This is a genomic window from Mariniphaga sp. (assembly GCF_041687215.1).
GTDB lineage: Bacteria > Bacteroidota > Bacteroidia > Bacteroidales > Prolixibacteraceae > Mariniphaga.
In genome coordinates, this window is record NZ_JAWLCI010000014.1 from 1 (window position 1) to 21,436 (window position 21,436).

22 protein-coding genes are annotated in these 21,436 nt (G+C 40.0%); 14 read left to right on the plus strand and 8 right to left on the minus strand.

The window, feature by feature from the left end; all coding sequences use genetic code 11:
- Positions 1–159: 159 nt before the first annotated feature.
- Positions 160–288 carry a hypothetical protein gene (locus ACESMA_RS07195; RefSeq protein ID WP_372948107.1) on the plus strand — a complete coding sequence of 43 codons (129 nt, stop codon included), beginning with the start codon at positions 160–162 and terminating at the stop codon, positions 286–288.
- A gap of 62 nt (positions 289–350) precedes the next feature.
- On the opposite strand, the gene ACESMA_RS07200 is transcribed toward ACESMA_RS07195, so the two are convergent.
- The 3 genes from ACESMA_RS07200 to ACESMA_RS07210 all read right to left on the minus strand — a co-directional run bounded on the left by ACESMA_RS07200 (position 351) and on the right by ACESMA_RS07210 (position 2,959).
- A complete protein-coding gene (locus ACESMA_RS07200) occupies positions 351–1,010 on the minus strand; it encodes a hypothetical protein (RefSeq protein ID WP_372948108.1) in 660 nt (219 codons plus the stop codon).
- 458 nt (positions 1,011–1,468) lie between these two features.
- The gene (locus ACESMA_RS07205; protein ID WP_372948109.1) at positions 1,469–2,011 is read right to left on the minus strand and encodes a hypothetical protein; all 543 of its coding nucleotides are present in this window, start codon (positions 2,009–2,011) and stop codon (positions 1,469–1,471) included.
- A 384-nt stretch (positions 2,012–2,395) separates the two neighbouring features.
- Positions 2,396–2,959 carry an OsmC family protein gene (locus ACESMA_RS07210; protein ID WP_372948110.1) on the minus strand — a complete coding sequence of 188 codons (564 nt, stop codon included), beginning with the start codon at positions 2,957–2,959 and terminating at the stop codon, positions 2,396–2,398.
- A 162-nt stretch (positions 2,960–3,121) separates the two neighbouring features.
- Between ACESMA_RS07210 and ACESMA_RS07215 the strand changes: the two genes are divergently transcribed.
- Complete coding sequence (locus ACESMA_RS07215; protein ID WP_372948111.1) at positions 3,122–5,041, plus strand: sigma-54 interaction domain-containing protein; 1,920 nt, start codon at positions 3,122–3,124, stop codon at positions 5,039–5,041.
- Positions 5,042–5,063: 22 nt separating this feature from the next.
- Here the strand turns inward: ACESMA_RS07215 and ACESMA_RS07220 are convergent, their stop codons facing one another.
- Together ACESMA_RS07220 and ACESMA_RS07225 are read right to left on the minus strand one after the other, a co-directional pair.
- On the minus strand, positions 5,064–6,014 hold the full coding sequence (locus ACESMA_RS07220; RefSeq protein ID WP_372948112.1) for a nitrilase family protein: 951 nt from the start codon (positions 6,012–6,014) through the stop codon (positions 5,064–5,066).
- A gap of 2 nt (positions 6,015–6,016) precedes the next feature.
- A complete protein-coding gene (locus ACESMA_RS07225) occupies positions 6,017–6,493 on the minus strand; it encodes a DUF4268 domain-containing protein (protein WP_372948113.1) in 477 nt (158 codons plus the stop codon).
- 125 nt (positions 6,494–6,618) lie between these two features.
- Between ACESMA_RS07225 and ACESMA_RS07230 the strand changes: the two genes are divergently transcribed.
- Genes ACESMA_RS07230 through ACESMA_RS07245 form a run of 4 tightly spaced genes read left to right on the plus strand, consistent with a single transcriptional unit; the run spans position 6,619 to position 8,842 of the window.
- Positions 6,619–7,116: a cupin domain-containing protein gene (locus ACESMA_RS07230; RefSeq protein ID WP_372948114.1), complete on the plus strand. Its 498-nt coding sequence runs from the start codon at positions 6,619–6,621 to the stop codon at positions 7,114–7,116.
- Between the two features lie 53 nt (positions 7,117–7,169).
- The gene (locus tag ACESMA_RS07235) at positions 7,170–7,403 is read left to right on the plus strand and encodes a DUF4160 domain-containing protein (RefSeq protein WP_372948115.1); all 234 of its coding nucleotides are present in this window, start codon (positions 7,170–7,172) and stop codon (positions 7,401–7,403) included.
- Positions 7,400–7,918 carry a helix-turn-helix domain-containing protein gene (locus ACESMA_RS07240; RefSeq protein ID WP_372948116.1) on the plus strand — a complete coding sequence of 173 codons (519 nt, stop codon included), beginning with the start codon at positions 7,400–7,402 and terminating at the stop codon, positions 7,916–7,918. Before ACESMA_RS07235 ends, ACESMA_RS07240 begins: the two co-directional genes overlap by 4 nt.
- A 51-nt stretch (positions 7,919–7,969) precedes the next feature.
- Positions 7,970–8,842 carry a hypothetical protein gene (locus ACESMA_RS07245; RefSeq protein ID WP_372948117.1) on the plus strand — a complete coding sequence of 291 codons (873 nt, stop codon included), beginning with the start codon at positions 7,970–7,972 and terminating at the stop codon, positions 8,840–8,842.
- 5 nt (positions 8,843–8,847) lie between these two features.
- Here ACESMA_RS07245 and ACESMA_RS07250 read toward each other — a convergent pair whose 3' ends face one another.
- The 3 genes from ACESMA_RS07250 to ACESMA_RS07260 form a co-directional block, all read right to left on the minus strand.
- Entirely contained in the window at positions 8,848–10,200 is a 1,353-nt protein-coding gene (locus ACESMA_RS07250; protein ID WP_372948118.1) for a Gfo/Idh/MocA family oxidoreductase, read from the minus strand.
- 73 nt (positions 10,201–10,273) lie between these two features.
- On the minus strand, positions 10,274–11,374 hold the full coding sequence (locus ACESMA_RS07255) for an arabinogalactan endo-beta-1,4-galactanase (protein WP_372948119.1): 1,101 nt from the start codon (positions 11,372–11,374) through the stop codon (positions 10,274–10,276).
- Between the two features lie 37 nt (positions 11,375–11,411).
- Positions 11,412–12,179, minus strand: coding sequence for a hypothetical protein (locus ACESMA_RS07260; protein ID WP_372948120.1), 768 nt, complete (start codon positions 12,177–12,179; stop codon positions 11,412–11,414).
- A 236-nt stretch (positions 12,180–12,415) separates the two neighbouring features.
- Between ACESMA_RS07260 and ACESMA_RS07265 the strand changes: the two genes are divergently transcribed.
- The 8 genes from ACESMA_RS07265 to ACESMA_RS07300 all read left to right on the plus strand — a co-directional run bounded on the left by ACESMA_RS07265 (position 12,416) and on the right by ACESMA_RS07300 (position 21,414).
- Positions 12,416–13,363, plus strand: a complete 948-nt coding sequence (locus ACESMA_RS07265) for an NAD(P)-dependent alcohol dehydrogenase (protein ID WP_372948121.1) — start codon at positions 12,416–12,418, stop codon at positions 13,361–13,363.
- 448 nt (positions 13,364–13,811) lie between these two features.
- Positions 13,812–14,654: a hypothetical protein gene (locus ACESMA_RS07270; RefSeq protein ID WP_372948122.1), complete on the plus strand. Its 843-nt coding sequence runs from the start codon at positions 13,812–13,814 to the stop codon at positions 14,652–14,654.
- A gap of 11 nt (positions 14,655–14,665) precedes the next feature.
- Positions 14,666–15,223 carry an RNA polymerase sigma factor gene (locus tag ACESMA_RS07275; RefSeq protein ID WP_372948123.1) on the plus strand — a complete coding sequence of 186 codons (558 nt, stop codon included), beginning with the start codon at positions 14,666–14,668 and terminating at the stop codon, positions 15,221–15,223.
- Entirely contained in the window at positions 15,220–16,491 is a 1,272-nt protein-coding gene (locus tag ACESMA_RS07280) for a hypothetical protein (RefSeq protein ID WP_372948124.1), read from the plus strand. The genes ACESMA_RS07275 and ACESMA_RS07280 overlap by 4 nt, the downstream gene beginning before the upstream one ends.
- Positions 16,492–16,635: 144 nt before the next feature.
- The gene (locus ACESMA_RS07285; RefSeq protein WP_372948125.1) at positions 16,636–17,409 is read left to right on the plus strand and encodes a hypothetical protein; all 774 of its coding nucleotides are present in this window, start codon (positions 16,636–16,638) and stop codon (positions 17,407–17,409) included.
- Positions 17,410–17,935: 526 nt separating this feature from the next.
- A complete protein-coding gene (locus ACESMA_RS07290; protein ID WP_372948126.1) occupies positions 17,936–19,141 on the plus strand; it encodes an ATP-binding protein in 1,206 nt (401 codons plus the stop codon).
- Between the two features lie 422 nt (positions 19,142–19,563).
- Positions 19,564–19,863 carry a helix-turn-helix domain-containing protein gene (locus tag ACESMA_RS07295; RefSeq protein WP_372948127.1) on the plus strand — a complete coding sequence of 100 codons (300 nt, stop codon included), beginning with the start codon at positions 19,564–19,566 and terminating at the stop codon, positions 19,861–19,863.
- Positions 19,864–20,133: 270 nt separating this feature from the next.
- Positions 20,134–21,414: an acetylxylan esterase gene (locus ACESMA_RS07300; RefSeq protein WP_372948128.1), complete on the plus strand. Its 1,281-nt coding sequence runs from the start codon at positions 20,134–20,136 to the stop codon at positions 21,412–21,414.
- Positions 21,415–21,436: the final 22 nt, after the last annotated feature.

The following is a 21,436-nucleotide window of genomic DNA, read 5'->3' on the forward strand; positions in this document are numbered from 1 at the left end:
TGCTTGATAATGATCGTTTGATTGTGCCATCAGATTTGTAAAATAAAAAATTCAAAGTTCGTTTTTTTATCTTACTCCACAACTTTTTAAACTGAGCCGCTTTTCGATTGGATTGATTCCCGGGGTGCTGTGGTTTATCTTTGCGGCAACAAACGCACCATGGGAAAAGATGTAAAAAATGCCTTGAAAAATATTATTTCGCGAGAAGGAAATTTGTCTGATGAAAAGGCCGGAGAATATCTGCAGCAAATGATGAAGAATAAACGACTACGTTCTGATTTGTATTAAATAAAAAAGCCGGTTTTTCGCCGGCTTTTCTGTTGCTGTTTTCTGTTTCTGTTTTCGTGGCTTTATTTTACGTTCCAGTGGCGGTAGTCTAACATCCACTGTTCCATTTTCATTTTAGGGTCTTCGTCTTCAATTAAAATCATGGCCCTTCTTCCAAATTGGGTTTTTTGAGTTGTATAACCAGTTGCCTTTTTTTGTGTTTCTGTTTTAGCTTCAGCCAAAACTTCGTTTTCATTTCCAGATTCTGATTTTTCTTTGGCTTTGGTTTTGTCTTTTTTGCTGAAGAGGCTGTCGTTCAACATCCAGGTTTCAACTTCTAATGATTCCTCTGCTTCATTTTCCAGGTAATTCACCATCTCGAAAAAACTTGCGTCGGTCATCCAGTTTCCCAGTTCCAATGCTTCTTCAGTTTCTGTTTCCAGGTTGAAGTGAGATTCAAAATTACTTTCATTTAACATCCAGCTTTCCATTTCAAGTGCAGCTTCGGCAGCTTCCTCCAAAGTATAATCAAAATAAAAGTTGTTGGTGTTGAGCATCCATTCTTCCACATGAATTTCTTCGTCTTTTTCTTCGGTAAGAAGATTAGCCAGGCTCATTGCTTTTGAATTGGTGTTTGCTGCCAATGCACTGACTGAAAGTGCTAAAACGGTTACAAAAACGATGGTGAAGTTGGTGATTGATTTTACTGCTGTTTCTTTTAAATTGCTGTTTCTTGTTTTCATGACTTAGTCCTCCTGTTTCTTGTTTTATTTTTAATTGTTGTTATTTCTGTTTTTTCAAATTCATTATTAAGACGCCTCAAATTTTATTTCGTTACACTTTTAACAGAACTTTTTTTAAGCATGTACTTTTTGTTACCCTGTTATTTGTTATGCAAATATATGAATAAAAACAAATACCATGCAATACATAGTACTATGAATTTTATCATGTTTTTGAATCGTAAATTTCAAATAACTGATATTCAGTATTTTTGCAATGGAAAAAATTTAATTTTTTTTTGAAATTATTTTTAATAGATGAGTAGAGATGCAATTTTTGAATCCTTTTCTGAAGAATTTGATTTCTTTTTGGAAGTAATTCATTTAAAAAACTACTTGAAGAACTCCGTAAAAACAAAAAAAACCGGCAAATTGCCGGCTTTTCTGTTTCTGTTTTCTGTTTTTTTAGTTTCTGGCTTTTATTTTTTATCAAAGTGTTTGTAGCTTAACATCCATTGTTCCATTTCCATTTTTGAATCGTCTTCTTCAATAAGAATGAAAGACCTTCTTCCAAACTGTGCTCCTTGAAATGTAATTCCAACTGCTTTTTTTCTCGGTTCAGCTTTTATCGTTTTTTTTGTTTTTTCGGCAATTGTCATTTCTGTTTTTGCAGAAGATTCGAACAATTTTCCGTCTGTCATCCAGCCTTCAAGTTGAAGCGGAGTTTCAGTTACTTCTTCCAGTTGGTAGTCCATAAAGAAGTTGTCAACATTCAACATCCAGTCTTCAGTTTTCAATTCGGCTTCATTTTCCTCAACCAGGTATGCTGCGAATGCTGCCAGTGTGGCATTTGCTTCTGTACCGGCATTTGCTGATATTATTTTTTCAGCCATTGCCAGTGTGGTTCCGTTCAATTCGTTTTCGAATTTTGCCCCCTGGGCGCTGATGGTTAAACAAGTTGCAACCAAAACTGCGATTACTGCCATTGTTTCCATCCCTGTTTTTCTTAATTTGCTGCTCATTGTTTTCATGACTTTGTCCTCCTGTTCTAATTTTTTATTTCAATTTGTTTGTTTCTGTTTTTTCAAATTCAATTTTAAGACGCCTGAGTTTTTATTTCGTTACACCTTTTATAGAACTTTTTTTTGGCTTGTACTATTTTTTACCTTGTTATTTGTTATGCAAATATATAAATAAAAACTAATACCATGCAATACATAGTACTAAATAATTTGAAATATTTTTTATTTCAGTATTTAAATTGTTTGTATTCAAGGCTTTGTTTTTAGTGAATTTTTTTCCTTTTTTGCAGGGAAAATTTAGACTTTTAATAAAATGGAGTTGTTTAAGGAAAAAATCCCGGCTTTAATATTTTTCCAGCCGGGATTTTTTTTGGCATTTGCACCTTAATCTGCCAGTTTTACATCAACCCGGGTTCCGTTGGTAACCACATCAAAAACCGGAGACATCAAGGTAAAACTAAGAAGTTCCTGTTTCTGTGCTTCGGTGAGATCACCCTGGATATCGAAAGAAACTCTGATTTGCTGGTACCCATTCCGCACCTGATCGTTCAGTCCAAGAAATCCCTGCACATCTATGTCTCCCTCAAACTTCGACTCAATGCTTTTTATTTCAATTCCCCTGGCTGCTGCATGAAGGGCCATGGTGGTGGTCATGCAGCCCGACAAAGCCGAAAGCAGATACTCCACCGGGTTTGCTCCTTCGTTGTTCCCCAGTAAAATTGGCGGTTCGCTGTTGTCGAAAGTCCATCCTTTTTTGCGCGAGGTATCTTCCTGGCATCCTCCGTAAAAGTCCTTTACTGTGGCGCGGTTATGGCCGCCTTTTACCCACTTGTTTTTGGCACGAAACCTGAATTTTGCAATCTCAGGATTTTCCACGATGGCATTAATTGTTCCGGTTATTTCTTCGGTCCGGAAACCGTTCACTACAGTTTTTACTTTTGTTTCCATTTTTAATAATTTTTAAAATTAAACGAATATGTTTCTGTTAAGCCAATTGACATACCAAAATGTTATATTGCTTATTTTTAGGTTTTTAATAAAAAATTTTAGTTACGAAATTTCGTAATTCACGAAAATTCGTTAACTTGATTTCGTAAAAAGATTCAAATTATGGCTGCTGATACTCAACCGTCACGAAAATTTTCTTCAGGATTAATCGCTTTAAAAAAAATTGTGGAAGGAACATCGGACTTTACCGGTGAAAAGTTTTTTAGGCTACTGGTGAAAAACCTGGCAGAGTCGCTGGGTGCACATGGAGTTTGGGTTACTGAATATTTAAAGGATAAAAACCGTTTGCGGGCCCTGGCCTTTTGGCTTCACGACCACTATGTGGAGGAATATGAATATGATATTCCCGGAACTCCCTGTGAACCAGTTTTGGAAAGTGAAAACATCTGTCATGTGCCGGAAGATGTTATTAATCTGTATCCTAATGATCCTGACCTTCCCGGACTTAACGCCGTAAGTTATATGGGACTGGCATTAAGAGATGAAAGTGGCCAGGTGCTCGGACATCTGGCATTGCTGGATAATGAACCTATGAAAGAACTTCCCGAGGCATTTGCCATTTTTAAAATTTTTGCAGCAAGGGCGGCTGCAGAAATGAGACGAATGCGTTATGAGAAAATGCTGATTGAAAATGAGGCAAAACTGAACCGGCTGGTTAATGGCATGCAGGAAGTACTAATTGAGATTAATGATGAATTAATTATTACACAGGCAAATAAAGCTGCTGAAATAAATTTCGCAGTAAAAAAACCGGGATTTACCGGACGGCATATCAATGAATTTTTTGATGAAGAAGGCTTCCCAAAAATTTTGCATTCCATAACCCGAATGGAAAAACAACCCGATTTTTTTTCATCGGCATTTATTCAGGGACAGGTAAATTGCCTTACCAACGATGGAAAAACTTTTCCGGCAGAAGTGACTATTTCGAAGTATGATTACAATAAAAGGAATTACCATGCACTTTTTCTGAGGAACGTGAGCGAAAGGGTTAAGGCGCAGGAAGAAATTAAACAGTTGAATACCGAAGCTATAATTTTACGCGAAAGAATAAATACCACCCACTTCGAGCATATTATCGGAGGAAGCCCGGAAATTTTAAATGCACTGCAGGCTGTTGAGCAGGTTGCCCCAACTGATACAACTGTTCTGATTCGGGGTGAAACCGGAACGGGAAAGGAACTTTTTGCGCTGGCCATCCACAAAGCAAGTAACCGCAGAAATAAACCAATGGTGGCCTTAAATTGTGCGGCACTTCCTTCTGAATTGGTTGAAAGTGAGTTGTTCGGACACGTAAAAGGAGCTTTCACCGGCGCTGCAACTGCCAGGGAAGGGAGGTTTATGCTGGCCGATGGCGGAACAATTTTTCTGGATGAAATAGGCGAGCTACCCCTTCAATTACAAGCCAAACTTCTCCGGGTTCTGCAGGAAGGCGAGTTTGAACCGGTGGGAAGTTCAAAAATCCAAAAGGTAAATGTGCGGGTGGTTGCTGCTACCAACCGCACTTTGGAAAAAGAAATTGAAAAGGGAAAATTCAGGGAAGATCTTTATTACAGGCTAAATGTATTCCCGATAGACATACCGCCACTGCGGGAACGCGGGAATGATATTATTTTACTGGCAGAAGCATTTTTGGAAAAGTTTGCCAAACGGTCGGCTGTTAAACCGGCGGTATTAAATGTGGTGAACAAACAACAGTTACTAGCTTATCACTGGCCCGGAAATGTGAGAGAGTTGCAGAATATAATGGAAAGATGCATTATCACCAGCCGGGATGGAAAAATTAACCTGACAGGACTTATGCCTGTTCAGGAAAAACAGAAAAATCTGGAAATGAATACAGATGAACGAATTCTTACCGAGGCGGAAATGCAGGAACTGGAACGGCAAAACATTTTAAAAGCGTTGAATGTCACCAACTGGAAAATTTCAGGTGACGATGGGGCAGCAGCACTTTTACAGATTCCTCCAACCACCCTGAGTTCACGAATCAGTAAGTTGAATATCAAACGGGTTGTATAGGAACGGTTTCGGTTTAATTGAATTATTTATCAGAAATCCAACTCACTTTCTGTTCCGGTGTATGTTCTTTCCCAATGATGTTTCTGTAAAATTCTGGCCGGCGTGCCTGAGTGTAACGGTGTCCTCCGGCTAAAGTTAATTTTTCGGGAAAAAGAACAGTGGAAACCACATCGTTGCCCAAAGCCCGACATTCTGCAACTACGTCGCCAAAGGGGTCGATAATCATGGAACAGCCGTTTTTCAACTGGTCGTCGTCCATGCCAATAGGATTGGCAAACACAACATAAACCGCATTGTCATACGCCCGCGACGGCAGCCATTTCATCAGCCACTGCCGGCCTTTCATGCCATCAAATTCCAGGCGCAGCGAGGTGGGATCGTTTTCGCGGTTTTCCCATAATTTGGGGTCAACAAATCCGGCGCCCGGGCGCGACGACGGTGTGCACATGGTAACATGTGGCATAAAAATAACGTCGGCGCCCAGCAGTTTGGTGGCTCGCACGTTTTCAATCACGTTGTTGTCGTAACAGATTAAAATGCCGCATTTCCACTCGTGGAGGTCGAACACGCAGTATTCGTTTCCCGGTTGAATGTGCGGATTGATAAACGGATGCAGTTTGCGGTATTTGGCTACCAAACCGGTTTTGTCAACGCAGACATACGCTTTGAACAGATTATTTTCATTGTCTTTTTCGAAAAGTCCGGCCAGCACTGTCATGTTGTATTTTTGGGCAATTTCCTGCAATTTTACAATGCTTTCTCCTTCGGGAATGAGTTCTGCCAGGTCGAGCATTTGTTCTTTGGATAGCTTCCTGGCAAAAGTATATCCGGTTATGGAACACTCGTGAAAAGCAATCACTTTGGAGCCTTCGGCTGCTGCTTTTTCTGTTAATTTCTCAATGATTGATAAGTTGTAGTCTTTGTCGCCGCTGCGGTTTTCAAATTGTGCGGTTGAAATTTTCAGTTTTTTCATAATTATTGATAGTTGTCCAGTTCTTCTTTTAAAATATCCCGAATTTGCAAAAAATTCTCTTCCAGCCTGACCATGTTTTCAATAAAAAAGTTGAAAATATCGAGCCACTGATTTTGGCGGAAAATATTTACTCCAGGCAATACATTATATATCCGGGCAACTTCCTGTCCGCTGTCTTCGCGTTCGTGAAAAAACTCCCAAATCAGGGCATCGGCAAAACCGTCTTCCAAAATCACTTTGTAATTCTGCATGATTTCAAAAGCCTTCAATCGTTTGTCCTCGTTGCGCTGGCTTAGTTCCAGAATAACTTTGGCATCAGTACGGTCGGCCTCGAAGCGAAGCGCCACTCCCGGAATTTTGGTTCGGTGGAGCATCCATTTTTTCCGACGTTCACGTAACAACGGATGAATTTCGCACCGTTTGCCAAACTGTTCCCAAAATTGCAACCGTATTTTTTTTGCCTCTTCTTTTGAATACATCTTTAAGTTTTCTCCCAAATCCAGGATTTAAAAGCAATATTAATTTTTACTTTTGAAAAATAAGTTTTATAACGGGAAATTTTTGTCTTGTGTCTCATGTCTAATCATCTTTTTGTCATATTAAAATGAAAACAGCAATTTACTGGATTGAAAAACTGGAACTGGAGAAACACCCGGAAGGGGGATGGTACCGTGAAATTTACCTGTCGGACGATATTGTACCGCAAACGGGTTTGCCTTCCAGCTTTCGGGGCGAGCGAAGTTTTGCCACTTCCATTTACTTTTTGCTGGAAGGAAATGATTTTTCAGCTTTTCACCGCATTAAATCCGACGAAATCTGGCACTACTACACCGGAACTTCGGCCATTGAAATTCTTTCGCTGGAAAAAGGAAAAATGAAAAAATATCTGGTTGGCAACGACCCCGACAAAGGAGAAACTTTCCAGGTAATTGTTCCCAAGAACACCTGGTTTGCAGCACGCCTTTCAAATTCCGAAGGTTTTGCGTTGGCCGGATGCACTGTTTCTCCCGGTTTTCATTTCGAAGACTTTGAACTGGCCGACGCGAGGTTGTTGAAAGAATTTCCGGAATTGAGGGATGAGATATTGCCATTATTGAGGTAATTGTATATTTCGTTTTAATTGATTAATTTTGTTATCGAATTAGGTAACAAAATATGCCGACAATTAAAATTATTGATACAGTAAAAATCGACATATATTCGAGAGAACATCCACCTCCTCATTTTCATGCAATTTATGCTGAATTTGAAGAGTTAATTGAAATTGAATCTTTAAAAACTTATGTCGGTAAAATTCCATGTGTACAAAGGAAAAAGGTGACTGATTGGGCAAAGGGAAACAAAGAATATTTATTAGAAGTGTTTAAACAATTAAATCCGCGATTATGAGACAGAAACTTAAAATCCCAAGGATTATTAAAATAGAGAAAATTGATGGATTTGTAATTCAGTGTATGTTCAATAACGGCGAGAGCAGACTTTTGGATTTTAAAAAAATATTCAATAAATGGAATGTTTCATCAGATGATTTAGAATATAAATTACTTGATTTAAAAGAATTTAAAAAAGTTAATTTGAGAAACTTTACATTGTCATGGTCAAACATTGAAATTGAAATTAAAAATGAAATCGGACAGATTGAAAAATATCCATACGAAATTGGGCCAGATGTTTTATTTCAGCTGAGTGAGCAAATGGATTCCAATGACATCAAACTGGGAAGTATTATAAAATCGGCAAGGTTAAAAGCCGGATTAACTCAGGAACAACTCGCTATGAGAAGTGGAACAACCCGGTTCTATATTTCACGGATTGAGAACAATAAAACCGATGTGGAGATGTCAACTTTCCGAAAAATAATTGAAGCCGGGTTAGGTAAACAATTAAAACTGATAATTGAGTAAGCAATGTTTTACTTTGACATAAATACCAATCTGCACTGATAATCGATGACTATGAAAAATTTAATTTACATTTTTTCATTTCTTTTTCTTTTTACGAAAGTAAACGCCCAGCTCGTTGAAGTGCAAGCCAACTACAACGGCGTGGGCGATGTAGATTTTGTGGCATACAACAACACCCCGGCGCCGCTGTTTTTGAATGTGGATTTTGCCGATTTGGAAAACACAACCTTTAACGAACCTCTGCCATACATTAAGTTGTTGGAGCCCGGTTTCAACACACTTTTTACCCTGCAACGCTATCCCGATGCCGATGTGCCGCGTTTTAATTACCAGATAAAATCGTTCAAATCAAATCCGATGGCGCTGGCCGACCTCGATTTTCCCTACCTTATTCCATTCAGTCCGGGGAAAGAAGTCTCTGTTTTTGATTTAAAAAACCTGGACGGATTTTGGGGTTCTGAAGAACCCGATTCGTGGAATGCCACCGGTTTTCTCGCGACTCCCGGCGAACCGGTTTTTGCCAGCCGTACCGGAATTGTAGTGGAAGTGACTGGAGCACAACGCTCCGGCGAGCCCCAAACCTGGTATCATACCTGGAACAATTCCATCACCATTTTACAGCCCGACGGTACCCTGATTTGCTACCGCAATGTGGTGGATAATGCAAAAAAGCTGAAAGTGAACGAGAAAATTTTTGCCGGCCAGCAACTGGGAGTGGTGGCACCAGGCGCCACCGAAGTTATCGTTCTGATTTTTCAACACAGCCTGAATTCCAACGATTTACGTTTTATTATTCCGCAATTTGTTACTGGCGAAAATGAAACCGCAATCCTGCTCTCTTCTCAGAAATTCAAAACCGTTCATCCCATCGAAATCAGGGGATTGGAAATGAGCAACCGCGAAAAACGAAGAAATCTAAAATAGAAAAATTACACAATTTCTTCCCCGTAACTCCACCCGTTGCGCACCGGTTCTTTAATGTAGCGTTCCATTCCTTCGTGGTTGGTTACCCGCATATTTTCAGCATCGTATTCAATGCGCGTGTTGAATCGTTGGGCCAGCACACCAATGAGCGACATTTCAGTAAGTTCCGTAGCATAATCGAAGTTGGAGCCCGGCTTGGGGCCGTTTCCTTTTACGGCATCCAGAAATTCCTGCTGCGGGCCACCTTCTACACGCGGAATGGTAGCCTCGGGCATTTCATTGGCCACCCAGCTTTCCCATTCGTCTTTCGACATCATCAGTTGCGCATTGTTGGGCCTACCGCCGGTAATGATGTTTTGTTTTTCGCCAATCATAATCATGCCTGAGCCTGGCAATTCATCCATTTTCCATTCAGGGCGGTTTTCGGGTTTCAGGCCGCCTTCGTACCATTTCAGGGTTACCGGAGGCCGGTTTCCCCTGGCAGGAAATTCAAACTGAATGATGGACTGATCAGGAAGAAAATCTTCGGGTGCACCTGAACTGAACAAGGTTTCGGTAGCAACGGGCATTCCCAGTTCCAATGACCAGAAGGGTGCATCCAGCGTGTGGCAAGCCCAGTCGCCCAGTTCGGCATTGCCAAAATCGTAAAAACCACGCCACGATTTGGGATGATACACGTGATTGTAAGGACGTTCAGAGGCCGGTCCCAGCCACAAATCCCAGTCGAATCCGGCAGGGATTGGTTCTTTGGCCGGCGGAAACTGTGACGGTTTGGTAAAATATTTGTCTTCGCCAAATTCGGGCCCGTTGAACCAGGCAATTACTTCTTTTACATCGCCGACAATTCCTGCATCAACCCACTCTTTTATGCGACGAATACCGTCGGTGGCGTGGCCCTGATTGCCCATTTGGGTGATGACGTTGTAGTGGTGTGCCGCCTTTTTCAGGGTACGCAATTGCCACACATTGTGCGCCAGCGGTTTTTCTACATACACGTGTTTACCCAGTTGCATGGCCGCCATAGTGGCTGCAAAATGGGTGTGGTCTGGTGTGGAAATCAACACTGCATCAATTTCGTTGGCCATTTCGTCGAACATCTTGCGGAAATCTTTAAAACGCCGGGCATTGGGGAAAGTATTGAATCCTTCCGCAGCGCGGTTTTCGTCCACATCGCACAAGGCCACAATGTTTTCTTCGGGACACGAACTCCAGTTGGCTTTGCCACGCCCACCAACGCCAATTACGGCAATGTTTAGTTTTTTTGATGGCGAACAACTGATGAGGTTCGGAATAAAAGCAGCACCTGCAGTTACAGCAGAAGCCGTTCTCAAAAAGTTTCTTCTTGAAATAAAATTCATGATAAAAATATAAGTTGGTTTAAGTAAAACACAAAAATAAAATCATAATCAGATTTTTAGACTAAAAACCGGATTAATTTTGTGTTTTCCATGCCGAAATTCCCTTATATGCATTGCCGTTGGGGCTGAAAAGGCTACGACCCAGAAAGGGAATTCCAGAACCAGGAATGTCCAATCCGTCGGGTTTCCAGTAATAAACCGAGGTTACTTTGGGAAACTTTTGCAGCCGTTCGTTCAGGTCGGTTAAAAAATCATACTGACCTTGTTCCGTTGGAGGGTAGGGTTGAATATCGTAAATATGTTCGCCCGGCTCGGGATACCAGCCGTTGGCATAATACGCCGTTTCCACCAATGATATTTCCTGTTCATATTTATTCGAAAGGAATTCAAGATTCTTTTCCAAATCATTAAAAGTACCGTGCCACCAGGGAAAGTAGCTCAATCCGATGACATCAAATTCCACCCCGCGCTGCAAAATATTGCTGTAAAAATTATCCGATTCCACCAGATTGCCACCTGTGGCCGCATGAATCATAATTGGGATTTCAGCTCCGCCTTCCACCTCTTTCACTCCCCGGATTCCGGCTTTGAGCAGGGCGGACAACTCATCCCATCGGGCGTTTCCGTTGTCCCACAATCTTCCGTGCGGCCAAATCATGCCGTTGTTTATTTCGTTGCCAATTTGCACCATTTCCGGAAAAGCATCGGCCGATTTCATAGCCTGCATCATGTTTTTTGTATAGTGGTAAACACTGTCGGTGAGTGTGGTAAAATCCAGGTTTTCCCAGTCTTTCGGAGTAAACTGTTTTCCCGGGTCGGCCCATGTGTCGGAATAGTGGAAATTCAGAAAAATTTTAAACCCGAATTGTCTGGCCTTTTGCGCCAGTGCAATGGTATATTCCAAATCGTTGCAAACCGGGCCTTCCATGTTGGGGGTATGAAAAATGCGCAGCCGGCACCAGGTGTAACCGTTCTCCTTAAAAATTTGAAAACCTTGCTTTACTTTGCCATCCAGTTTGTATTCCCCTCCCAAATCTTCCAGCTTTTTCATGATGGAAAAATCGCCGCCGTAAACAAGGTGGCTTTTCTCCGGAAAATCAATATCCGGCTCCTGTGCTTTGTTGCACGAAACAAAACTTAACAATGCGGCAATGGTCAGAAAAAACAGTCTCATGGTATTCCCCTTTAAATGGGGAAAGATAGCTATTTTTCTAAAAATGTTGCGTTAAAGCCGACCTCCACCAACTGAAGTGCTTTGATTCCATTTCTTCTACCGTCGGAAACCGGTAAAACAGGTAATTTTTCTTTTCGCCGATAAAAAAGCCGTTTTTGATTGTACGGTATGAAATATCGTCGCGCATAAACCGGAGCACAGTTTTGGTTAGTTTTCCCTTTGTTTCATGCAGTTTGAGCAAACATTCGCGCAAATGGTCGGGATTGGGATACGGCAAATTGCTCAATGGAGCGTTTGGGTCAATAGCAAGTTCATTCAGCAGCAGTTCTGCAAAAAAGACTTTTGGTGTGAAAACCGGTTTTTTGGAATCGGTTAAAAAACGGATAAACTCGTGGGGCAGCAATTTGCTGGCTACGCGGGTGGTTATGGGATTAAACTGCTGGTAGAGATGAACTTCATCTGATTCTATTTCCTCGAATTTCGATGACTCCAGGCTCAGCACCTTGCCATCGTCGGTAACCAGGTACAGTTTTTTAAGAGCGGCCAGCGGGGTTTGTTCCAGTACCCTGTAAATGCCGAAAAACACCGAACGTTTGGGCTCGCCATCCGGGTAGGGAACCAGTTTTTTGTCAATGTAATCGTTGGGAATGTCTTTCATTTTTTTTGGGTCGAGCTCAAAAAAGATGTTCTGACTGCGCAACCGTTTTTTTGTACCAACCGACAGATAATGCCCGAATTCTTCGGGTGCCAGATTTGATGCAATAAACGACTCGGGGGTGATGACCAGATAATAATACTTTTCCATGACGACAAGTTTTTTGGTTTTCCTATTAAAGGTAATTAAAAAATGTGGGGAAGTCAATAATTAAGGGCAGGAAAATGCGTTTGCATTTTATCGCGATTTTTTATCATTTCCGTTGGTACATATTTGTCACATTGTAATTCATTTGGTTCTGCCAGTACCTATGTGAAATAAACCTTTTCCGAAAACTGTAGTTGCCAAAATATGTTATTATTATGTGTCAATAAAAACAAACAGCAATGGAAAAAATGAAGGCGGTTGTATATCATAAAAAAGGTTCTCCTGAGAAACTGATTTATGAAGATGTGGATAAACCTGTTCCGGCAGGTAACGAAATTCTCGTTAAAATTCACGCAGTTTCACTCAATGCAGCCGATTACCGGTCCATGCAACTGAGGTTGATTCCCCGGAACAAGATATTCGGTGCCGATATTTCTGGGGTTGTCGAATCAACCGGGGAAAAGGTTTTCACGTTTCAACCCGGCGATGAAGTAATTGGCAGCCTCGTTGATTATGGATTTGGGGGACTGGCCCAGTATGTTGCCGTTCCTGAAAATGCCCTCATTAAAAAGCCAAAGGAAATTTCATTTGCAGAAGCTTCCACCCTTCCGGTAGCCGGGATTACTGCACTCCAGGCATTACGCGACAAAGGGAACATCAGCAAAGATGATAAAGTACTTATTGTGGGCAGTGCGGGTGGAGTGGGCACGTTTACAGTTCAACTGGCCAAACATTTTGGAGCAGAAGTTACGGCAGTTTGCAGTACAAAAAATGTGGAGCAATCTTTCGCACTTGGCGCCGATGAGGTGTTGGATTACACCAAAGAAAATTTTACACAAAAAACCAAACGGTACAATATCATACTGGCGGTCAACGGGAGTTACCCCTTGCTGGCATACCGCAAAGCTTTGGAAACAAATGGTACTTATGTTATGGTCGGTGGTTCGTATTTACAGCTTTTTAAATCGCTTGTTTTTGGCTGGCTTTTATCTTTTGGCGGCAAAAAAATGAAACACTTAATGGCCAAAGAATTGAATTCTGACCTTGAAATTCTTGCAGAACTTACAGCCAGGCGAATTATCAAACCGGTAATTGAAAGGCACTATCCGCTCAAAAAGGCCGCAGAAGCGATGAATTATTTAAAGCAGGGACATTCCTCGGGGAAAGTGGTGGTAGATGTTGTATAATGTCCAGCAGCAAACACGTTTAGCTAATAACTTTTTGCGCATTTAACCAAAGTTATTTAGCTAAAACCCCTGAATTTTAAACCAAAAAACCTTTGAACAACACACCTGACATAACAATTCATCAGAAATTATTCAGCTTCCCCGGAAAAGCAGAGGGGGTAATTTGCTTTTATTCCAGAGAAATCAACGGTTTAAAAGGTAACTTAACTTTGAACATATCCAATTACCGGATGTTTTGGAGTTGGGAAATAAAAACCAATAAAAATTAATTTCAAAATTACAACCTTCTAACTCTTTACACGTCTTATTTATGTATCTGAGAATGGTTTAAATTTAAGCTGGATTATGAAACGAACATGAATTTTTATTCTTCAAATTCACAAACAAGAAGAATTAAAATTCATCGAGAGTTCCATCGAATACAAATGAAATATACAATTTTGATGAGATGAAAAGTCAATATTATAAATGGTCTGTCGTACCCTTTTTGCTGCTTTTTTTTCTGATTGGCGGTTGCGAAAAGGAAGACTATACACTTCCCGTTGAGTTTAAATTGAATTTCGCAACTAGATACGAAGACATACTCGGAGGCTCAGTAACGATTGATGAGATTGGCTTAAGATTAAATTCCATAGATATTCGTGGTTACAGAGAACAAGGCGAAGATGTATTTTTTACCAGGGACTTTTCCAATGGAAAAAATTTCATAATAAATTCTACTTCAGCCAGTATGACCGAAAGATTTGATATTCCGCAAGGAGCATATAATCCTATTTCATTTTCATTCATTTTTGAACCCGATGCTGATGAGGGTGATTTAATGGACGATTTACTTGAATGGCTTGAAGATTTTGAAGAAGAATTTGAAGAATTAGAAGAAGATGATGATGATGACCTGGAGGATTTGCAGGAAGATTTGGGAGAAATTATTGAGGATTACCTTGAAGATATAACCCCGTGTATTATGGTGAAAGGAAAGTTTATCCATAATGGGAGCACCAAACGAATTGTTATTGTGGTGAACGACCCCCTGACCTTTCAAATTCTGGGTAAGAACAGAAATGGGGGCTCAGAAATAATTCTCGACAAAAACATGGAGAATCATGGAGAACTGCAAATCAATCCGTCCTATTGGTTTTCTGCTTTAACACCTTCCATGCTGAATAATGCTTTCGTTGGATTGATTGACGATGAAGAATACATTTTTTTAAGCAAACATGTTAATAGTCAGTTATATGGGACTATTTTTAACAGAATACAGGAATCAACCATTTTAAGAATAAACGAATAGGCAAATGCTCTATGGTTGAAAAATCGCATGAAGAAGATTTGGAATTGTTGAGAGGTTGCCTGGCAAATGACAGAAGATTACAAAAGCAACTCTACAAAAAATATTTTAAAACGATGTTTCAGATTTGTCTTTCATACAGCGGCGACAGGGTTGAAGCAAAGGATATTTTGCAGGAAGCATTCATTAAAGTGTTTACAAACCTCGAAAAATTCAACGCAAAAAACTCATTGGAGGGTTGGATTAGACGAATAGTTACCAATACGGCTATCGATTATTTTAGGAAAAGAAAAAGACTCGTTTTTCAGGATGAATTTCCTGATGTGCCGGATGAAGAAGATAGGGGAAGTTTTACTTTTCAGGAACTTACAAACGATGTTATTCTTCACTACGTGAGGCAGTTGCCGGATGGAGCAAGGGTAGTGTTCAATCTTTTTGCAGTTGAAGGTTTGCCGCACAAAGAAATTGCAGAAAGACTTGAGATTACAGAGGGGACTTCAAAATCGCAATATAAAAGGGCGAGGAGCCTTCTGAAAAAATGGCTGTATGAATATGAACTCAGTAAGCAATGAAAAAAAGCAGGTTTGACATAGAATACAACAAATGGCTTCAGCAGGTTGATGTTGGAGAAGAAGATTCTGTGTGGAATGAAATACAGGATGAGCTCGATTTTATGGAAACCTGGGATAATATTTCTGCCAAACTTGATGAAATTAAACCCCAAAAAGGCAGGTTGATTTCCATGAATTACCTGAAAAAACTGGCAGCGGCAGCGGCTGTTTTATTGCTTGTATTTTTTCCGGTCAGACATTTTTTAAGAGAGGCAAATCAACTCCCCGTCATTTCAGACCGAACGATTGAAGCAGATGAAAAAGAACCAACAAGTTCAGATAAACCCTCCAATCTTGCTTCCATACAGGAAGATGTTGAAGAATCAGGTTTAACAGAGTCGGAACAAATGACTAACGAAATTTCAGCTTCCTCCGGTGAAAATGTTGCAAATGCGGTTGCAACATCACCTTCCTCTGCCGGTTCAACAATCGTAAGCGAAGTGAGAACCTTTGAAGACCTTGTTGTTATTAATAGAATGATGCCGTTTGAAGGAAGTGAAAATCCATCTTTTATGGCGAATAATCTTTTGCCCGGAAGCGGTGAATTTGTCCGGCCACATTCAAAGGAAACAGTATTTCCTATTTTAACGGAATCCGACAAATCTTTGAGCCCGGCAGCTTCCAAGTCATTTGTAAAAATTGTTGATGTTGGTTTAGTATATGGTTATAAAAACACATGGCTGCTGAATTACGAAACCCGGAACAGTTTAGACCCAACCAAATTGGGTAATATTCAACCCACCTTCAGGCAGGACCTAGGAATTTCATCCACCTTTGAATTAAATAACCGGTATTTGTTTGGTCTGGAGTTTTTCCTGAAATCAGAATCCGGACAGAACTATCAGCAATATTTTAATGCAAGTTTTGTGGAAAAAAACATTAACCTCGATTACCTGAAGCTTCAAACTTTTTACTGTTGGGAAAACAAGAGATTTCCCGGACAAATTATTATGGGCGGATATGTGGCAAGGTTAACAATGGCAGAAGAGCAAATAGCTGAAACCAGAATTCAGGTTAACGACCGTTACAGCGACCTTGATTACGGATTGCTTGCCGGTTATCAGGCCAATATTCCTGTTACAAAAAATATGGTTTTTAAACCGGGCATCAGGTTAAACTATAATCTGGTTAATATTTTCGAAGGAGATAATGTAATCCCCGGCAATTTCAAGGATACCAGAAATCTTGCCACGAGCTTAAATATATCCTTTTCCTACCGGTTTAATTAATATGAACCATGCGCCCGAAGTATCTGGCTTACATTTGAATGTTACATAATTTTGAGAAAAAGTTACAAGCCTGTTACAACCTTTAAGAATTCTTGCGTCTTATCAATAGAAACAAAGAAATAATTTTAATTAAATTTTAGTGAAATGAAAACAATTAATTTATTCAGAGCCGCGATAATAATATCCATAGCGGCATTTTCGTATTCATGCGATAAAGAGGATATTGACTTGCAGAATGGCAATGCTGCCCTTAAATTCCAGGGGGTTTATAACCAGACGCCAACCAAAAGTGCTGCTCTTACCGAAGTCGTGATTGAATCGTTTACCATCAATGTGGAAGAAATTGAATTCGATTTTGACGATGACGACAACAACAACGGACCTACTTATTCAGAACTCAAACTGAAAGGACCTTTTGAAATTGACCTTGTAGAAGATGGACAGGCCAGGGTGGTAACACTTATTAATGATTTAAACCTGCCTGTAGCAGGATATGATGAAATAGAATTTGAGTTTGATGAAAACGAGAACCCCAATTCGGAATTGTATGAAAAAACCGTTCTCATAAATGGCGACATCAATGGAACACCCTTCATTTTCTTTACCGATGAAGAATTTGAAATGGAGATTGAATTTGAAGAACCTTTTGAACTGTCAGAAGTGGAAAGCGCTATTGTTATGGTTTCCTTCGATTTGCATGCGCTTTTCGATCCGGTACAAGGCGGGATAGATATCACTGCGGCACAGGATGGAAATGGAAATGGCATCATCGAAATTTACGAAGATGACCCTGATGGCAACGAAAATCTGGCCGATAAAATCGAGGACCGGCTGGATGATATCATCGAAGCCTTTGAAGATGATGATGATGATGACGATGACGACGATGATGATGATGACGACGACGATGACGATTAGGGTTTTTTTAAACTGTAAGTAAAAATAGGTTCGGGTGTTGCATCCGAACCTATTTTTAGTTTAAGGAAAAACGATTGGCAAAATGATTCTCGAGGCCAGAATTCGGGTTCCTTACATTCAAACTGCTTGCGTATTTAACCAAAGTTATTTAGCTTTAAACCCTGAATTTTTAAATTTAAACCATAAACCATTTGAACAAATCACCCCACATAGTATTTCAACAGAAATTTTCCAGCATCCCCGGAAAACCGGAGATGAAGTTTGGTTTTTTATCCTCGGGAATGCTTAAAAATAAATTCCACCTTAACCTGAATTTATGTTGCAACGGGTTGTGTGATGGATTAGGGAAAGTGGGACAGATAAAAAGGTAACAACAAGCTTAGAATCCATTGCATCTATAACTGAAGAATATTGACTTATTAATGAATGTTTCAGTTTTAATTGAAGAAATATATGTTAATGGTAAAATATTTAACTATGATTGAAGAATTTTATATATTTGTATGAAGTTTAAAATATAGATGAAATGACTGAATACATCGAAAGACCACTTTATATTGATAGATTAAAGCCATTTATTGGTAAATCATTGATAAAGGTATTGATTGGACAGCGCAGAGTTGGAAAAAGCTACCTGTTAATGCAAGTGAGAGACCTAATTAAAAAACAGAATCCTGATACTCAGATAATTTATATCAATAAAGAACAACATGAGTTCTCAAAAATTAAAAATTCAGATGACCTGTTTCTCTATTTGAAAGAAAATGTAAAGGAAAACGACAAAGTAGCACTCTTTATTGATGAAATACAAGACATTGAATCATTTGAGATTACATTAAGAGACCTTGTTACCAGAGGGAATTACGATATCTATTGCACAGGAAGCAATGCTAATTTACTTTCGGGCGAACTCGCTACTTTTTTAAGTGGTAGATATATTGAAATTAAAGTATTTGGTCTAAGCTATACTGAGTTTTTAGTATTTTATAATTTACAGGATTCAGTAGCTACATTTCAGAACTATCTTAAATTTGGTGGATTACCATACCTTATTAACCTGAATACTGAAATGCAAGTTGCATATGAGTATTTAACAAGTATATACAACACAATTCTACTCAAAGATGTTGTTGCCCGATTTAAGGTTAGAAATGTAAAGTTCCTTGAAAATTTGATTGCCTTTTTAGCAGACAATATCGGTAGTATCGTTTCCTCAAAGAAAATCAGTGAATATCTAAAATCTCAAAAAATAAATATTTCAACCCAAGTTGTTATAGACTACCTTGGCTATTTGGAAACCTCTTTTTTGATTTTCAAAGTAAAGCGAACAGGAATCGAGGGTAAAAAAGTATTTGAAATTGGAGAAAAGTACTTTTTTGAAGATATTGGTATTCGTAATGCAATTGTTGGTTACAAAACAAATGACATTCATAAATTATTGGAAAATGTTGTTTATCTGCACTTGCGAATGGCAGGCTATTCGGTAACTGTTGGGCAAGAGGGAAATAAAGAAATTGATTTTATCGCACAAAAGTCCGGAGAAAAGATTTATGTTCAAGTTGCCTACATGTTAACAAACGAGGAAACTATTAATCGAGAATATGGAAATTTACTTGAAATATCCGATAATTTTCCAAAATATGTTGTAACAATGGATGAATTGACTGAATTATCAACCTATAAGGGAATTAAACGAATGCATGTTAAAGACTTTTGTTTAAAAATGGTGTGACAGATGACAAAAAAAGCCTGTTGGCAATATTCATATAAAACATTTGGCAGTCAGTGCGTTATTGAGTATTTCAGCCCGCATCGAAAGCACTTGTAACTTGACAGGAAAGTGCTTCGAAATGCCAAAAGTTTCATATACGTGACCGTTGCACATTGTAAAAAAAGAAAAATCCTCGATAATATTTTGAATTCACATGCCAGGTTGTTTACAAACTTGTTAACTTTGCAAAATAACCCGGGAAATAAAATTTTATAAAAACTATTTTATTGACTTCTATATTTCGCTGGATTCATCGGTTCAGGAAAAAATTGAATATGTGTTTAAAGTGGTAAAAACAGTGGATTTAATTCCTCAGAAATTTTTGCAGCATATTGAAAATACGGATGGACTTTATGAAATAAGAATAAAAAAGGAGACAGAAAATGAAAACAATAAAAGATGCAACAAATTTTGATGAATTACTGGACATCAAATACGGAAAACCGGGTACAGAAAAACGTGATAAATTTGAGGTAAAAGCCAAAGCATTTATTGTTGGAGAAATGATAAAAGAAGAAAGAAAAAAAGCTCATCTCACCCAAGATGACCTTGCAAAAAAAACAGGAACTAAAAAAAGTTATATCTCCCGACTGGAAAATGGAAAAATAGATATTCAGATTTCCACGTTGTTTAAAATTTTTGAAGAGGGATTGGGAAAAAAATTAGGATTGACAATTAACTAAATTTAAACGATATATCTAAACAAAGATTAAACTACAGCGCTATTACAAAGTACATATTTCAGAGCGGGAATTGGAGCGGTAAGCAACAGCGGTTCCCCCGCTGGCGCTCCGTGCCAAAAAGAACCCTTTTTATTCTGTTGGCCTTTCAATTCCATTTAAATTTTTAATTTCGGGATTCAATATTCCGGCATCAAAAGCTGGCGCGGATTTGAAATCCGTGCTAACTTATAACCGGATTTAATGAGCAATAATAAACTAAAAATAAAACAGATGAGACTCAGATTTACTTTCATGCTCCTGCTTGCTGCGGGAATTTTTCTTCAAACTGCCGGACAGCCTGCCCGGCAACTGGTTCAGGTAATCGTCACACCCGACAGGGCCGACTGGACCTACGAAAAAGGCGACCGCGCCGAATTTCAGATTACCGTGTTGCAAAACAATGTGCCGCTCGACGGCTTCGAAGTGAATTACCGCATCAACCCCGAAAAAATGGACGACTGGGAAGAAGGCACACTTACACTCAAAAAAGGTGTGGTTTCGGTAAAAGCCAAACGGTTCAGCGAGGCCGGTTTTTTGCGGTGCCACGCTTCGGTGGAGGTGGATGGCAAAACATACTCGTCGTATGCCACGGCCGGTTTTTCGCCCAACGAAATTGAGCCCACCACCACATTGCCGCCTGATTTTGAGCTGTTCTGGAAAGAAGCCAAAGCCGAACTGGCCAAAGTGCCGGTAAAATCGGTGCTGACGCTGATGCCCGAACGCTGCTCCGACAAGGTGGATGTTTACCATGTGCGCCTCGACAACATCAAAGGGAAAATTTACGGAATATTAAGCAAACCCAAAGCCGAAGGAAAATACCCGGCCATTTTGCATGTTCCGGGCGCCGGTATCAGACCCTATTCCGGCGATGTGGGAAATGCAGAAAAGGGAATCATCACATTCCAGATAGGCATTCACGGCATCCCGGTGAACCTCGATCCCAGCGTTTATACTGATTTGGGCGGCGGTGCGCTGGATGGTTATTGGCGGGCCAACTTAGACGACAAAGACAACTACTACTTCAAACGCGTTTACCTGGGCTGTGTACGGGCTGTCGATTTTATTGAAGGGCTCGATTGTTTTAACGGCGAAGACATTGCCGTTACCGGCGGGAGCCAGGGCGGGGCGCTCTCCATTATCACTGCCGGACTTGACGATCGCATCGACTATCTGGCAGCTTTTTATCCGGCCCTTTCCGATTTAACCGGCTATTTGCATAACAGGGCAGGCGGCTGGCCGCACATGTTCCGCGACGGGTTCACCAACAAACCCGAAAAAGTGGAAACCTCGAAATATTACGATGTGGTGAATTTTGCCCGTTTTGTAAAAGTGCCGGGCTGGTACAGTTGGGGCTACAACGACAATGTGTGTCCGCCTACCTCGATGCACGCGGCTTACAACGTGGTTCAGGCGCCAAAAGAGTTGCACATCTTCCAGGAAACCCAGCACTGGACTTTCCCCGAACAACGGGAACAAAAAGACAACTGGCTGGTGGAGCAGTTGCTGAAGTAGAATGCCGAAAAACCAATAATCA

Bases quoted from the DNA above. Each gene is read 5' to 3' on its own strand.
- ACESMA_RS07195 (WP_372948107.1), top strand. From the start codon at position 160: ATGGGAAAAGATGTAAAAAATGCCTTGAAAAATATTATTTCGCGAGAA.
- ACESMA_RS07200 (WP_372948108.1), bottom strand. From the start codon at position 1,010: ATGAAAACAAGAAACAGCAATTTAAAAGAAACAGCAGTAAAATCAATC.
- ACESMA_RS07205 (WP_372948109.1), bottom strand. From the start codon at position 2,011: ATGAGCAGCAAATTAAGAAAAACAGGGATGGAAACAATGGCAGTAATC.
- ACESMA_RS07210 (WP_372948110.1), bottom strand. From the start codon at position 2,959: ATGGAAACAAAAGTAAAAACTGTAGTGAACGGTTTCCGGACCGAAGAA.
- ACESMA_RS07215 (WP_372948111.1), top strand. From the start codon at position 3,122: ATGGCTGCTGATACTCAACCGTCACGAAAATTTTCTTCAGGATTAATC.
- ACESMA_RS07220 (WP_372948112.1), bottom strand. From the start codon at position 6,014: ATGAAAAAACTGAAAATTTCAACCGCACAATTTGAAAACCGCAGCGGC.
- ACESMA_RS07225 (WP_372948113.1), bottom strand. From the start codon at position 6,493: ATGTATTCAAAAGAAGAGGCAAAAAAAATACGGTTGCAATTTTGGGAA.
- ACESMA_RS07230 (WP_372948114.1), top strand. From the start codon at position 6,619: ATGAAAACAGCAATTTACTGGATTGAAAAACTGGAACTGGAGAAACAC.
- ACESMA_RS07235 (WP_372948115.1), top strand. From the start codon at position 7,170: ATGCCGACAATTAAAATTATTGATACAGTAAAAATCGACATATATTCG.
- ACESMA_RS07240 (WP_372948116.1), top strand. From the start codon at position 7,400: ATGAGACAGAAACTTAAAATCCCAAGGATTATTAAAATAGAGAAAATT.
- ACESMA_RS07245 (WP_372948117.1), top strand. From the start codon at position 7,970: ATGAAAAATTTAATTTACATTTTTTCATTTCTTTTTCTTTTTACGAAA.
- ACESMA_RS07250 (WP_372948118.1), bottom strand. From the start codon at position 10,200: ATGAATTTTATTTCAAGAAGAAACTTTTTGAGAACGGCTTCTGCTGTA.
- ACESMA_RS07255 (WP_372948119.1), bottom strand. From the start codon at position 11,374: ATGAGACTGTTTTTTCTGACCATTGCCGCATTGTTAAGTTTTGTTTCG.
- ACESMA_RS07260 (WP_372948120.1), bottom strand. From the start codon at position 12,179: ATGGAAAAGTATTATTATCTGGTCATCACCCCCGAGTCGTTTATTGCA.
- ACESMA_RS07265 (WP_372948121.1), top strand. From the start codon at position 12,416: ATGGAAAAAATGAAGGCGGTTGTATATCATAAAAAAGGTTCTCCTGAG.
- ACESMA_RS07270 (WP_372948122.1), top strand. From the start codon at position 13,812: ATGAAAAGTCAATATTATAAATGGTCTGTCGTACCCTTTTTGCTGCTT.
- ACESMA_RS07275 (WP_372948123.1), top strand. From the start codon at position 14,666: ATGGTTGAAAAATCGCATGAAGAAGATTTGGAATTGTTGAGAGGTTGC.
- ACESMA_RS07280 (WP_372948124.1), top strand. From the start codon at position 15,220: ATGAAAAAAAGCAGGTTTGACATAGAATACAACAAATGGCTTCAGCAG.
- ACESMA_RS07285 (WP_372948125.1), top strand. From the start codon at position 16,636: ATGAAAACAATTAATTTATTCAGAGCCGCGATAATAATATCCATAGCG.
- ACESMA_RS07290 (WP_372948126.1), top strand. From the start codon at position 17,936: ATGACTGAATACATCGAAAGACCACTTTATATTGATAGATTAAAGCCA.
- ACESMA_RS07295 (WP_372948127.1), top strand. From the start codon at position 19,564: ATGAAAACAATAAAAGATGCAACAAATTTTGATGAATTACTGGACATC.
- ACESMA_RS07300 (WP_372948128.1), top strand. From the start codon at position 20,134: ATGAGACTCAGATTTACTTTCATGCTCCTGCTTGCTGCGGGAATTTTT.